The 14,178-nt window shown below is 64.9% G+C and carries 12 protein-coding genes; 11 read left to right on the top strand and 1 reads right to left on the bottom strand.

The window, feature by feature from the left end:
- Positions 1-78: 78 nt before the first annotated feature.
- From ACOJB8_RS39825 to ACOJB8_RS39870, 10 genes are all read left to right on the top strand, one after another.
- Positions 79-438, top strand: a complete 360-nt coding sequence (locus ACOJB8_RS39825; protein ID WP_342948409.1) for an FmdB family zinc ribbon protein — start codon at positions 79-81, stop codon at positions 436-438.
- 97 nt (positions 439-535) lie between these two features.
- Positions 536-1,177 (top strand): DUF502 domain-containing protein, encoded by a 642-nt coding sequence (locus ACOJB8_RS39830; protein ID WP_042266455.1) that lies wholly within the window; start codon positions 536-538, stop codon positions 1,175-1,177.
- 63 nt (positions 1,178-1,240) lie between these two features.
- Complete coding sequence (gene aspS, locus ACOJB8_RS39835; protein WP_069262905.1) at positions 1,241-3,046, top strand: aspartate--tRNA ligase; 1,806 nt, start codon at positions 1,241-1,243, stop codon at positions 3,044-3,046.
- 148 nt (positions 3,047-3,194) lie between these two features.
- Entirely contained in the window at positions 3,195-3,671 is a 477-nt protein-coding gene (gene nudB / locus ACOJB8_RS39840; RefSeq protein ID WP_342948410.1) for a dihydroneopterin triphosphate diphosphatase, read from the top strand.
- 7 nt (positions 3,672-3,678) lie between these two features.
- On the top strand, positions 3,679-5,067 hold the full coding sequence (locus ACOJB8_RS39845; RefSeq protein ID WP_475017706.1) for a phospholipase D-like domain-containing protein: 1,389 nt from the start codon (positions 3,679-3,681) through the stop codon (positions 5,065-5,067).
- 242 nt (positions 5,068-5,309) lie between these two features.
- A complete protein-coding gene (locus ACOJB8_RS39850) occupies positions 5,310-5,909 on the top strand; it encodes a TetR/AcrR family transcriptional regulator (protein ID WP_028206015.1) in 600 nt (199 codons plus the stop codon).
- Between the two features lie 69 nt (positions 5,910-5,978).
- The gene (locus ACOJB8_RS39855) at positions 5,979-7,766 is read left to right on the top strand and encodes an acyl-CoA dehydrogenase C-terminal domain-containing protein (protein WP_342948411.1); all 1,788 of its coding nucleotides are present in this window, start codon (positions 5,979-5,981) and stop codon (positions 7,764-7,766) included.
- Between the two features lie 129 nt (positions 7,767-7,895).
- Positions 7,896-10,337, top strand: coding sequence for a 3-hydroxyacyl-CoA dehydrogenase/enoyl-CoA hydratase family protein (locus ACOJB8_RS39860; protein ID WP_342948412.1), 2,442 nt, complete (start codon positions 7,896-7,898; stop codon positions 10,335-10,337).
- A 34-nt stretch (positions 10,338-10,371) separates the two neighbouring features.
- Positions 10,372-11,571, top strand: a complete 1,200-nt coding sequence (locus ACOJB8_RS39865) for an acetyl-CoA C-acyltransferase (protein WP_069262901.1) — start codon at positions 10,372-10,374, stop codon at positions 11,569-11,571.
- A gap of 103 nt (positions 11,572-11,674) precedes the next feature.
- Positions 11,675-12,445 carry an enoyl-CoA hydratase gene (locus ACOJB8_RS39870; protein ID WP_342948413.1) on the top strand — a complete coding sequence of 257 codons (771 nt, stop codon included), beginning with the start codon at positions 11,675-11,677 and terminating at the stop codon, positions 12,443-12,445.
- Positions 12,446-12,459: 14 nt separating this feature from the next.
- Here the strand turns inward: ACOJB8_RS39870 and fdhD are convergent, their stop codons facing one another.
- Positions 12,460-13,317 (bottom strand): formate dehydrogenase accessory sulfurtransferase FdhD, encoded by an 858-nt coding sequence (gene fdhD / locus ACOJB8_RS39875; protein WP_368682245.1) that lies wholly within the window; start codon positions 13,315-13,317, stop codon positions 12,460-12,462.
- 175 nt (positions 13,318-13,492) lie between these two features.
- Between fdhD and ACOJB8_RS39880 the strand changes: the two genes are divergently transcribed.
- Positions 13,493-13,975 (top strand): nitrate reductase associated protein, encoded by a 483-nt coding sequence (locus tag ACOJB8_RS39880; protein ID WP_342948415.1) that lies wholly within the window; start codon positions 13,493-13,495, stop codon positions 13,973-13,975.
- Positions 13,976-14,178 lie beyond the last annotated feature (203 nt).

The following is a 14,178-nucleotide window of genomic DNA, read 5'->3' on the forward strand; positions in this document are numbered from 1 at the left end:
TGCCAGGGGCGATCCTGGTTTGCGGCTATAATTCAAGGCTTTGCAAGCAATTATCAGATTTTCATCAGGATAGAGATCATGCCGATCTACGCTTATCGCTGCGAGTCGTGCGGCTTCGACAAGGACGTGCTCCAAAAGATGAGCGATGCGCCCCTGACGCAGTGCCCGAGCTGCGGTGCGGACACGTTTCGCAAGCAGGTGACCGCAGCGGGCTTTCAGCTGAAGGGTTCGGGCTGGTACGTCACCGATTTCCGCGGCGGCAACGGCAGCAAGAGCGCGGCGGCGACCGACGCGAAGGCGGCTGGCGAAAACGCGCCGTCGTCGGAAGCCGGCAAGCCGGCCGGCGAGGGCGCCACGAGTGCTTCCAGCGATTCGGGCGCAGCCGCGCCCGCCGCGAGCACCCCATCGAGTACGCCCAGCCCGGCAGCCTCGACCTGACAACCTGCGGCGCGATTCCTCTATTTCCGGGGACACGCGCCGCGCCGTAGCCGCGCCGGCAGCCCGTTTGCCGCGCACGGCCCGCATGGCGGTGTACATGACGATCAAGAAAGCGACGTTCAAATCGGTATTCCTGACCGGCCTGCTGGTGCTGGTGCCGTTGGCCATCACGCTGTGGGTGCTGAACCTCGTCATCGGTACGATGGATCAGACGCTGCTGCTGCTGCCCGAATCGTGGCGGCCGGAGCGCATGTTCGGCGTGCGCCTGCCGGGACTCGGCGCGGTGCTCACGCTCGCGTTCATCTTCGGGGTCGGTTTGCTCACCCACAACTTCATCGGGCAGAAGCTGGTGGAGTGGTGGAACGCGCTGGTGCGCCGCATTCCGATCATCGGACCGCTGTACGGCAGCATCCAGCAGGTTTCCGATACACTGCTTTCGAGCAACGGCAATGCATTTCGCAAAGCGCTCCTGATCGAATACCCGCGCAAGGGTTCGTGGACGATCGCGTTTCTCACCGGCATTCCCGGCGGCGACGTGGTCAACCACCTGCAAGAAGATCACGTGAGCGTCTATGTCCCGACTACGCCGAATCCGACGTCGGGCTTTTTCCTGATGGTGCCAAAGAGCGAGGTGGTCGAGCTGGACATGACCGTCGACGCCGCGCTCAAGTATATTGTTTCGATGGGCGTGGTCGCGCCGGCAACCTCACCACGCCGCCCCATCGATCCTCCGCTTTAATACCGGACGACGCGCTGCTGCGCGCCGCTCCCGTTCATTCATGCATAACGAAAGACGAACATCATGTCGATGAGATCTGAATACTGCGGTCTGGTGACCGAACAGCTGCTGGGCCAAACTGTTTCGCTGTGCGGATGGGTGCAGCGCCGCCGCGACCATGGCGGCGTCATCTTCATCGACCTGCGCGACCGCGAGGGCCTCGTTCAGGTCGTGTGCGACCCGGACCGCGCGGAAATGTTCAAGATCGCCGAAGGCGTGCGCAACGAGTTCTGCGTGCAGGTCAAGGGTCTCGTTCGCAATCGTCCGGAAGGCACGGTCAACGCGAACCTCACGAGCGGCAAGATCGAAGTGCTGTGCCACGAAATCGTGGTGCTCAACGCATCGGTCACGCCGCCGTTCCAGCTCGACGACGACAACCTCTCGGAAACCACGCGCCTCACGCATCGCGTGCTCGATCTGCGCCGTCCGCAGATGCAGCACAACCTGCGTCTGCGCTACCGCGTGACGATGGCCGTGCGCAAGTATCTCGACGCGCTCGGCTTCATCGACATCGAAACGCCGATGCTCACGAAGAGCACGCCGGAAGGCGCGCGCGACTACCTCGTGCCGTCGCGCGTGAACGCGGGCCAGTTCTTCGCGCTGCCGCAGTCGCCGCAGCTCTTCAAGCAGCTCCTGATGGTGGCGAACTTCGATCGCTACTACCAGATCGTCAAGTGCTTCCGCGACGAAGACCTGCGCGCCGACCGTCAGCCCGAATTCACGCAGATCGACTGCGAAACGTCGTTCCTCGGCGAGCAGGAAATCCGCGACCTGTTCGAAGACATGGCGCGCCACGTGTTCAAGGAAACGATCGATGTCGAGCTCGACGCGAAGTTCCCGATCATGCCGTATGCGGAAGCCATGAGCCGCTTCGGTTCGGACAAGCCGGACCTGCGCGTGAAGCTCGAATTCACCGAGCTGACCGACGCCATGAAGGACGTCGACTTCAAGGTATTCAGCGCACCGGCCAACACGAAGGACGGCCGCGTCGCGGCGCTGCGCGTGCCGAAGGGCGGCGAGCTGTCGCGTGGCGACATCGACGGCTACACGGAATTCGTGCGTATCTACGGCGCGAAGGGTCTCGCGTGGATCAAGGTCAACGAAGCCGCGAAGGGCCGTGACGGTCTGCAAAGCCCGATCGTCAAGAACCTGCACGACGCCGCGATCGCCGCGATCCTCGAGCGCACCGGCGCGCAAGACGGCGACATCATTTTCTTCGCGGCAGACCGCGCGAAGGTCGTGAACGACAGCCTCGGTGCACTGCGCCTGAAGATCGGCCACTCGGAGTTCGGCCGTGCCAACGGCCTCGTCGAGAAGGGCTGGAAGCCGCTGTGGGTGATCGACTTCCCGATGTTCGAGTACGACGAGGAAGAAAACCGCTACGTGGCCGCGCACCACCCGTTCACGAGCCCGAAGGACGAGCACCTGGAATACCTCGAAACGGATCCGGGCCGCTGCCTCGCCAAGGCTTACGACATGGTGCTCAACGGCTGGGAAATCGGCGGCGGCTCGGTGCGTATCTATCAGGAAGACGTACAGAGCAAGGTGTTCCGCGCGCTCAAGATCAATGCGGAAGAAGCGCGCGCGAAGTTCGGCTTCCTCCTCGACGCGCTGCAATACGGCGCGCCGCCGCACGGCGGTATCGCGTTCGGTCTGGACCGCATCGTCACGATGATGGCCGGCGCCGATTCGATTCGCGACGTGATCGCGTTCCCGAAGACGCAACGCGCGCAGGACCTGCTTACGCAGGCCCCGAGCCCGGTGGACGAGCGCCAGCTGCGCGAACTGCACATCCGTCTGCGTCAGCCCGAGCAGAAGACGGCGCAGTAAGCCGCCCTCCTGCTGCGAAGGCCCGTCAGGGCTTTTGCATCGCAACAACAAAGAAGGCGCATCGTGCGCCTTTTTTGCTTTTTGCGTTAAATTACCTTTAGACGCGCCGCAGGCGCGCAGCGCGCGTTCCTCCCCACGCTCCATCACCATGCAGAAGCCGCCGAAGATTCCGGAATCCGTACTCGTCGTCATCCATACGCCGCAACTGGAGGTCCTGATCATCGAACGCGCCGACCGGCCGGGTTTCTGGCAGTCGGTCACCGGCTCGAAAGATCGCCCAGGCGAGCCGTTCGCCGAAACCGCCGTGCGCGAGGTGGGCGAGGAGACGGGTATTGCGGTGGGCGCCGGGAACGTTCCGCAGGCGGCGTTGCTCGACTGGCACCACGAGATCGAGTACGAAATCTATCCCGTTTGGCGCCATCGCTATGCGCCCGGCGTCACGCGCAACACCGAGCACTGGTTCAGCCTGGAAGTGCCAACGGGCACAGTCGTCACGCTCGCGCCGCGCGAGCATACGGCTTATCTGTGGCTGCCTTACGAGCAGGCGGCGGCGAAGTGCTTCTCGTGGTCGAACCGCGAAGCCATTCTGCAACTGCCCATGCGGCTACGCGAAGGGCGTGGGTGAACGCGACATGAGCGAAACCAGTACCGATCCCGGCATTGATTCGCAGCGCGTGGTGCGGCTACGCGAGGCGCTGCTTGGCCGGCGCTATCGTTCGCGCTATCGCTTCACGAGCGGCAACGACGTGCGCCTGTTCGGCTCGAGCGCCGGTCTGTTCGGCGCGATGATCGAGCGCATCGACGCCGCCGAGCGGGACGTCGCGCTCGAAACCTATATCTTCTGCGACGACGACATTGGCCGCGCGCTCTCCGATGCGCTCATGCGCGCGGCGTCGCGCGGCGTGCGCGTGCGCGTCATCACCGACGGCATCGGCTCGCCACGCATCGCGCTGTTCGAGACTTGGCCGGGCGGGGGGGTGGAGCACCGCGTCTACAACCCGCATATCTTCGGGCGCTTCGGTTTTTCGCGCACGCACCGCAAGCTCGCCGTGATCGACGACCAGTTCGCCTTCTGCGGCGGCATCAACGTGATCGACGATTTCGAGCAGGACGGCCACAGGCTGCCCTACGCGCGCTGGGATTTCGCCGTCGAGCTGTACGGTCCCGTGGTCGTGGACGTGCGCCTTGCGATCGAGCAGCAGTGGCGGCGTATCCGGCTCGGCTACCGGCCGCCGCTGCCCCAGCAACTCTCGCCCGGCGTGCCCGCGAGCGCGGGTTTCATGTCGCCGCATCCCACCGGCCACACGGTGGGGCGCCCCACGCAGATCGTCGACGACGCGCTGCGCGCGCTTGCACCCACTGTGAGCTCGCCGCGGGCGAAACGCTTCTTCACGCGTCTGCGCGAGCGCCTGCGCGCGAGCGTGCGCGACCCGCGCGCAGCGCAGGTGCCCTGCGTGGCGTTCGTCGCGCGCGACAACGTGGTGAACCGGCGTGCGATCGAAAAGGCTTATCTCGACGCCATCGGCGAGGCGCGCAAGGAAGTGCTGCTCGCCAATCCGTATTTCATGCCGGGCCGGCGGCTGCGTCGCGCGCTCGTGAGCGCCGCGGAGCGCGGCGTGGCGGTCAAGCTTCTGGTCGGACGAAAGGAATTCAAGGTACTCGACTACGGGGTGCCGTTCCTCTATCACCAGCTTCTCAGCGCGGGCGTGCAGATTGCGGAGTACGAGAAAACGATGCTCCACGGCAAGGTGGCCGTCGTCGATTCGAGCTGGGGCACCGTGGGTTCCTCGAACCTCGACGCGCTCAGCCTCGTGCTCAATAACGAGGCCAACGTGCTGCTCGTGCAGCATCCGCAGATCGAACAGCTGCGCTGCGAGATCCTCGCGGCGTTCGGCGACGCTGCACAGATCGACCGTGCGCGCTACGAGGCGCGGCCGTGGCACGTACGCGCCGTGAACTGGCTCGCCTGGGCGTTCTATCGTGCGCTCATGAAGCTCATCACCGTGGGCGGCTACGACTAGAAACAGAAAGCTGCCATACGAATCCCCGCTCGTGCAATCGAGAGAATGTCGGCTTGCGCGCGGCACACGAACCTCGAAAATTAGAGTACCGGTTAGAAATCGGTTTCTAATAAAGTCCTTGTTTCGCGGACGGCCGTCCCCAACAATAGTACGGCCGTTCGATTTAATTCGGGCCCAGATGTAAGCAGTTAATGAGCAGTTGACAGCGACATCGAGGCCACATCGTTACGGTAAAGAAAGCTATGCGAAAAGGCGAACAGACACGAGCCGCCATTCTGGATGCAGCACTCGACCTCGCAGGTCGCGATGGCCTTGAAGGCTTGACCATCGGCCTGCTCGCCGAGCGCATGCAGATGAGCAAGAGTGGCGTCTTCGCTCACTTCGGGTCTCGGGAAGACCTGCAGGTCGAGGTGGTGCGCGAGTACCACCGTCGATTCGAGGAAGAAGTCTTCTTTCCGAGTTTGCGTGAGCCACGCGGTTTGCCGCGTCTGCGTGCGATGCTGTCGCGATGGTTCGAGAAGCGCATTCACGAAGTCACGACCGGCTGCATCTACATCAGCGGCGCCGTCGAGTACGACGACCGCGCGGACAGCCAGGTGCGCGAGACGCTGGTCGCGAGCGTGTCGATGTGGCGCGCGGCGCTCCTGAGGGCCATTTCGCAGGCAATCGAAGAAGGCCATTTGCGCAAGGAGACCGATCCCGCGCTGATGCTCTTCGAACTGTATAGCGTGACGCTCGGCCTGCATCATGACGGCCGCTTCCTGCATCTGCCGGACGCGGTCGAGCATACGTGGGCTGCGTTCGAGAAGCTGATTGTTTCGTATCAGAGCGAGACCCAGTAGCGCGCGGCCGCAACATCGAAGTCGCGGCGGCGCGCGAGGGACCCGAAGCTCAAATTTTGGAGAGAAGACATGGGACAGTACACCGCGCCGCTGCGCGACATGCAGTTCGTTCTGCACGAACTGCTGAACGTGGAAGGCGAAGTGAAGCAGATGCCGAAGCACGCCGACCTCGACGCCGACACCATCAACCAGGTGCTCGAAGAAGCCGGAAAATTCTGCTCCGAGGTGCTGTTTCCGCTGAACCAGGTCGGCGACCGTGAAGGCTGCACGTACGCCGGCGACGGCGTCGTCACCACGCCTGCTGGTTTCAAGGAAGCGTACAAGCAATACGTCGAAGCGGGCTGGCCCGCGCTCGGCTGCGATCCCGAATACGGCGGCCAGGGCCTGCCCGCGTTCGTGAACAACGCGCTCTACGAAATGCTGAACTCGGCGAACCAGGCGTGGACCATGTATCCGGGTCTCTCGCATGGCGCCTACGAGTGTCTGCATGCACACGGCACGCCCGAGCTCCAGAAGGCTTATCTGCCGAAGCTCGTCCAAGGCGTATGGACCGGCACGATGTGCCTGACCGAGCCGCACTGCGGCACCGACCTCGGCATCCTGCGCACGAAGGCCGAGCCGAACGGCGACGGCTCGTACGCGATCACCGGCACGAAGATTTTCATCTCGAGCGGTGAGCACGACATGGCCGAGAACATCATCCACCTCGTGCTCGCTCGACTGCCCGATGCGCCGCCGGGAACCAAGGGCATCTCGCTGTTCGTCGTGCCGAAGTTCATCCCCACGGCAGCGGGCGAAGTGGGCGAGCGCAACGGCATCAAATGCGGCTCGATCGAGCACAAGATGGGCATTCACGGCAACGCGACCTGCGTGATGAACCTCGACGGCGCGAAGGGCTGGCTCGTCGGCGAACCGAACAAGGGCTTGAACGCCATGTTCGTGATGATGAACGCGGCGCGTCTGGGCGTCGGCATGCAAGGTCTCGGCCTCACCGAAGTCGCGTACCAGAACTCGCTCGTCTATGCGAAGGAGCGCCTGCAGATGCGCTCGCTGACGGGCCCGAAGGCGCCCGAAAAGGCCGCTGACCCGATCATCGTGCATCCGGACGTGCGCCGCATGCTGCTCACGCAGAAGGCCTGGGCCGAAGGCGCGCGCGCCTTCACGTACTGGTCCGCGCTGCAGATCGACAAGGAGCTCTCGCACGGCGACGAAGGCGAGCGCAAGGAAGCGGCCGACCTCGTCGCGCTGCTCACGCCGATCATCAAGGCCTTCCTCACCGACAACGCGTTCGAGAGCACCAACCTCGGCATGCAGGTGTTCGGCGGCCACGGCTTCATCTCCGAGTGGGGCATGGAGCAGTACGTGCGCGACGCGCGTATCAACCAGATCTACGAAGGCACGAACACGATCCAGTCGCTCGACCTGCTGGGCCGCAAGGTGCTGGGCGATATGGGCGCGAAGCTCAAGAAGTTCGGCAAGCTCGTGACGGATTTCGTCGAAGCCGAAGGCGTCAAGCCGGAAATGCAGGAGTTCGTGAATCCGCTCGCCGACATCGGCGACAAGATGCAGAAGCTCACGATGGAAATCGGCATGAAGGCGATGCAGAACCCGGACGAAGTGGGCGCGGCCGCGGTGCCGTATCTGCGCACGGCGGGCCACCTCGTGTTCGCCTACTTCTGGGCACGCATGGCGCGCATCGCGCTCGACAAGGAAAGCTCGGGCGATCCGTTCTACAAGTCGAAGCTGGCCACGGCGCGTTTCTATTTCGCGAAGCTGTTGCCCGAAACGGCCACGTCGATCCGCCAGGCGCGCGCGGGTTCGAAGACGCTGATGGAAGTCGACGAAGCGCTGTTCTAAAAGCCAACGGGCGCGCGCTTTTCAAAGGCGCGCGCGCCGTCAACACGATGTCCGGAGGCGGCCCACGTTGAAACGCGCCGCCCTCACACCTCAATCCGCTCGACATTGCATACCCGCTGGAGGAACAACGTGAGCAACCTCAATATTCGCAAGGTGGCCGTGCTCGGCGCCGGCGTGATGGGCGCGCAGATCGCCGCGCACCTGATCAACGCCCGCGTGCCCGTGCTGCTGTTCGATTTGCCCGCGAAAGAAGGCCCGAAGAACGCCATCGCGCTGAAGGCGATCGAGACGCTCAAAAAGCTCTCGCCCGCGCCCTTCGGCATGAAGGACGACGCGCAATACATCACGCCCGCGAACTACGAAGACGACATCGCAAAGCTCGCGGAATGCGACGTGGTGATCGAGGCGATCGCCGAGCGCATGGACTGGAAGCACGACCTCTACAAGAAGGTCGCGCCGCACCTCGGCCCGAACGCGATTTTCGCGACCAACACCTCGGGCCTGTCGATCACCGAACTCTCGCATGGCTTCGACGATGCGTTGAAGGCGCGCTTCTGCGGCGTGCACTTCTTCAACCCGCCGCGCTACATGCACCTCGTCGAGCTGATCCCGACGTCGCAAACGAAGCCCGAAATCCTCGACCAGCTCGAATCGTTCCTCACGAGCGTGGTAGGCAAGGGCGTGGTGCGCGCGAAGGACACGCCCAACTTCATCGCGAACCGCGTGGGTGTGTTCTCGATCCTCGCGGTGATCGCCGAGGCGAAGAAGTTCGGTCTGCGTTTCGACGAAGTCGATGACCTCACGGGCGCACGCCTTGGCCGCGCGAAGTCGGCGACGTTCCGCACCGCGGACGTCGTGGGTCTCGACACGATGGCGCACGTCATCAAGACGATGCAGGACAACCTGAAGGACGACCCGTTCTTCCCGGTCTACGAGACGCCGGCTGTGCTCGCAGGTCTCGTGGCGAAGGGCGCGCTCGGCCAGAAGACGGGCGGCGGTTTCTATCGCAAGGAAGGCAAGGCGATCAAGGTGCTCGACGCCAACACGGGCGAGTACGTCGACGGCGGCGGCAAGGCCGACGAGCTGGTGGGCCGCATCCTCAAGCGTCCGCCCGCTGAGCGTCTGAAGCTGCTGCGCGAAACGCAGCATCCGCAGGCGCAGTTCCTGTGGTCGATCTTCCGCGACGTGTTCCACTACATCGGCGTGCATCTGCAGTCGATCGCGGACAACGCGCGCGACGTCGATCTCGCGATCCGCTGGGGCTTCGGCTGGAACGAAGGTCCGTTCGAAGGCTGGCAGGCCGCGGGCTGGAAACAGGTCGCAGAGTGGGTAAAGGAAGACATCGATGCAGGCAAGGCGCTGTCGAATGCACCGCTGCCCGCCTGGGTGTTCGAAGGCGCGGTCGCCGCGAACGGCGGCGTGCACGGTGCGGAAGGTTCGTGGTCGCCCGCCGAAGCGCGCTTCGTGCCGCGCTCGACGCTGCCGGTGTACGAGCGCCAGGTGTTCCGTGCGGCGCTGTTCGGTGAAACGAGCCCACGCGATCCGAAGACCTACGGCAAGACGCTGTTCGAGAACGACAACCTGCGCGCCTGGGTGGACGACCGCGCGGGCGAGGACGACGTCGTCATCGTCTCTTACAAGAGCAAGATGAACACGATGGGCCCGGGCCTGCTCGACTCGCTCGTGAAGGCCATCGACATCGCGGAAGACGGCTACAAGGGCCTCGTGATCTGGCAACCGACGTCGCTCAAGCTCGGCGCGCCGGGCGGCCCGTTCTCGGCAGGCGCGAACCTCGAAGAGGCGATGCCCGCGTTCATGATGGGCGGGGCGAAGGGCATCGAGCCGTTCGTGAAGAAGTTCCAGGACACGATGCTGCGCGTGAAGTATGCGAACGTGCCGGTGATCACGGCGGTGTCGGGCATCGCGCTCGGCGGCGGCTGCGAAATCATGCTGCAAAGCGCGAAGCGCGTGGCGCACGTCGAGAGCTACGTCGGCCTCGTGGAAGTGGGCGTGGGTCTCGTGCCCGCCGGCGGCGGCCTGAAGGAAGCGGCGATTCGCGCGGCCGAAGGCGCGGCGGCGATCGGCGCGGCCCCGAGCGATCTGCTCCGGTTCCTGCAGAAGTCGTTCGAAAACGCGGCGATGGCGAAGGTTTCGGCCTCGGCGCATGAAGCCCGCGCAATGGGCTATCTGAAGCCGTCGGACACGATCGTCTTCAACGTGTTCGAACTGCTCGACACGGCGAAGAAGGAAGCGCGCGCACTCTCCGCTGCGGGCTACCGCCCGCCGCTGCGCGCCACGCAGATTCCGGTGGCGGGCCGCTCGGCGATCTCGACCATCAAGGCATCGCTCGTGAACATGCGCGACGGCCGCTTCATCAGCGATCACGACTTCCTGATCGCGAGCCGCATCGCGGAAGCGGTGTGCGGCGGCGACGTCGAGGCGGGCAGCCTCGTCGACGAAGAATGGCTGCTCAAGCTCGAGCGCCGCGCCTTCGTCGATCTGCTCGGCACGCAGAAGACGCAGGAACGCATCATGGGCATGCTGCAAACCGGCAAGCCGGTGCGCAACTAAGCGGCACGACGCACACCAGATACTGGAGTAAGAGATGAGCAAACAGTTGCAGGACGCATACATCGTCGCCGCGAGCCGCACGCCCATCGGCAAGGCGCCGCGCGGCGTGTTCAGGAATACCCGCCCGGACGAGCTGCTGGTTCACGCGATCAGGTCGGCCGTGGCGCAGGTGCCCGGCCTCGACACGAGCGTGATCGAAGACGCCATCGTCGGCTGCGCGATTCCCGAAGCCGAGCAGGGCCTGAACGTGGCGCGTATCGGCGCGCTGCTCGCGGGTCTGCCGCAGAGCGTGGGCGGCGTGACCGTCAACCGCTTCTGCGCATCGGGCCTCACGGCGCTCGCCATGGCCGCGGACCGCATCCGCGTGGGCGAGTCCGACGCGATGATCGCGGGCGGCTGCGAGTCGATGAGCATGGTGCCGATGATGGGCAACAAGCCGTCGCTTTCGCCGCATATCTTCGATCGCAATGAAGACGTCGGCATCGCCTACGGCATGGGCCTCACGGCCGAGAAAGTGGCGGAGCGCTGGAAGGTGAGCCGCGAGGCGCAGGACGCGTTCTCGGTCGAATCGCACCGCCGCGCGCTCGCCGCGCAGCAGGCCGGCGAGTTCAAGGACGAAATCGCGCCGTACACGATCGTCGAGCGTTCCCCCGATCTCGCTTCGGGCGAAGTGAAGGTGAAGGAGCGCCTGATCGAGCTGGACGAAGGCCCGCGTGCGGATACCACGCTCGAAGGCCTCGCGAAGCTGCGCGCGGTGTTCGCCAACAAGGGCTCGGTCACGGCCGGCAACAGCTCGCAGACGTCGGACGGCGCGGGCGCGCTGATCGTCGTCTCCGAGAAGATCCTCAAGCAGTTCAACCTCACGCCGCTCGCGCGTTTCGTGAGCTTCGCGGTGCGCGGCGTGCCGCCGGAGATCATGGGCATCGGTCCGAAGGAAGCGATTCCGGCGGCGCTGAAGGCTGCGGGCCTGAAGCAGGACGATCTCGACTGGATCGAGCTGAACGAGGCGTTCGCCGCGCAGTCGCTGGCGGTGATCCAGGACCTCGGCCTCGATCCTGCGAAGATCAACCCGCTTGGCGGCGCGATTGCGCTGGGCCACCCGCTCGGCGCGACGGGCGCGATCCGCGCCTCGACGGTCGTCCACGGCCTGCGCCGCCGCAACTACAAGTACGGCATGGTGACGATGTGCGTCGGCACCGGCATGGGTGCGGCGGGCATCATCGAGCGGCTGTAAGCGTTCATCTGATTAGCGCATTGGCGTTATCGACACGGTTCGCAGACTTCGCGGTCTGCGGACCGTTTTTCGTATCACGATTGGGATGCGAGGAGACAGGTTTATGAGCAACGAAATTTTGGTAGCACACGAAAACGGCGTGCTCACGATCACCATCGACCGGCCCGCGCGCAAGAACGCGCTGACGCCCGCGATGTATCAGGCGATGGCCGACACGCTCAACGGCGCGAACAAGGACACCTCGGTGCGCGCGGCGCTGCTGCGCGGCCACGCCGAGATCTTTACGGCCGGTAACGACATCGAAGACTTTCTGAAGGGGCCGCCCGCGGGCGCCGATTCGCCCGTGATCCGCTTTCTCGATGCCATCGCGGCGTTCGAAAAACCGCTCGTCGCCGCGGTGAAGGGGCCGGCGATCGGCGTGGGCACGACGCTGCTCCTGCATTGCGACATGGTCTATGCCGCCGACAACGCGCGTTTCGCTGTGCCGTTCTCGCAACTCGGGCTGTGCCCCGAAGCGGCTTCGTCGCTGCTGCTGCCGCGCATTGCGGGCCACCAGGGCGCGGCGGAAAAGCTGCTGCTCGGCGAGACCTTCGACGCGGCGGAAGCGCATCGCATGGGCTTCGTGAATCGCGTGCTGCCGGTGGCCGAACTCGACGCGTTCGTTAGCGCGCAACTGGCGAAGCTCGTGGCGCTGCCCGCGTCGTCGCTGCGCGTGACGAAGTCGCTCATGAAGCGCGCGGACACGCACGAGGTCAAGACGCGCATGAGCGAAGAGTTCGTGCACTTCGGCAAGATGCTGCTCGCGCCCGAAGCGCGCGAGGCGTTCACGGCGTTCCTCGAAAAGCGCAAGCCGGATTTCCGGCAGTTCGATTAAGCGCTAACGGTGCTTCAGGCCGTTTCGTAATCGACGTACCCGGACTCGCGGCAAAAGCTCACGAGCCGCAGTCCGGCGCGCCTGGCGATGGCGATGGCAAGCGAGGAGGGCGCCGAGATCGTCGCGACCATCGGAATGCCCACCCGCGCGGCCTTGCGCACCAGTTCGTAGCTCGCGCGGCTCGAGAGGAAGACGAAGCCCTGCTGCGTGTCGGCGCGCTCCATCACGAGCTCGCCGATGAGCTTGTCGAGCGCGTTATGGCGTCCCACGTCTTCGAAGGCGCGCAGGATCGCGCCGTTTTCGTCGCACCACGCGGCCGCGTGCAGGCCTCCGGTGAGCTTCGTGAGCGCCTGATGCTGCGGCAGTTCGCGTGCGGCGCGCGCGATGGCGTCGGGAGCCAGGCGCGCAACGAAGCCCGTATCGGGCACCCGTTCGGGCTCGAGATCGAGCAGGTCGATGCTCTCGATGCCGCACACGCCGCAGCCGCTGCGCCCGGCGAGCGCGCGGCGCTTTTCCTTGAGCTCGACGAACGCCTGTTGCACCACGGTCAAGTGGACTTCGGCGTGCGGCAGGTCCGCATCCTCGTGCCAGTACACCTCGATGTCCTGAATGTCGGCATTGCGCCCGACGATGCCTTCGGAGATCGCAAAGCCCACGGCGAACGCTTCGAGGTCGCGCGGCGTGCACATCATGACGGCGTGCGAAATGCCGTTGAAGACGAGCGCGACGGGCCATTCCTGACCCACGTGGTCCTCACGCGTTTGCACGGCGCCGCCGCGGTGCCGATGCACGCGCAATTCGATGGCGCCGGGCTGGCCTTCGGTTTCGAGGGGATGCGTCGTCGCGATCTGCGGCCGGTCTGCGGTGCTCATTGGCGTGCGGGTAGGGGGGCGAGTTGAGGGGGACAAGCGCAAAACTCCATCGGTCCTTGTGCGGCGCGGTACCGCAGCGCCGCCGGGGGACAGCGGGGCCGCGCCGCGCGCGGAAGGTTCTAAAATACCTCAAGCGGGCCGCCCGCGCTTATGCCCGCCTCGCGAGGACACCGTCATGGCATTGAACGAAGCTCCGCTGCTTTTCCGGTTCGAGGTCGACTCGTCGGAAAATCTCACCTTTATCCCGATGTGCGTGCGCTTCAACCTGGATCGCTTTGGTTTGCGCATTTCGCTCGCGCAATGGCAACTGCTGCCCTACGAGGACCGCCGGCTGCTGGCGTGTTTCCCCGTGGACGAAGACACGCAAATCGAGCCCAATTTCGACCACGCGCTCTTCGAGATGATGCGCACGCACGCGAACGTCGAACCCGAATGGTTCGCGCCCGAAGAAGCGCCGGCCTGGCGCGACGTGAACGCGGTGCCCGGCGGCGTTGCGCTGCAGTCCGAGCTTGCCAGTCTGCAGGCGCCCGACCTCGAAGACTGGGCGCAGCTCGACCCGTTCCAGCGCTACGTGCTGGCAAAGCTCGCGCGCAAGCCCGAGAGCAATCACGACTTCGCGCCGGCGATGCACGAGTTCGGGCTGGCGGTGCCGCGGTGATTTTGACCCGCTGTTTCCCGCCGCGCCTGCCCGCCACGATTCATCGCCGATCCCTACCCGATTCCCGCTGACCGCGGCAGCCTCGCGCCGCCGCGGGTCGTTTTCCGCTTCTTTCTCCACATTGACCCTCAAGACCCGGCCGGCCCTGCCGTTATTTCGGGTTGGCGCGTCAGGCGCCGACCGGTCGCGCGCAGTCGTGACCC

This window comes from Paraburkholderia sp. BR10141, assembly GCF_056155635.1.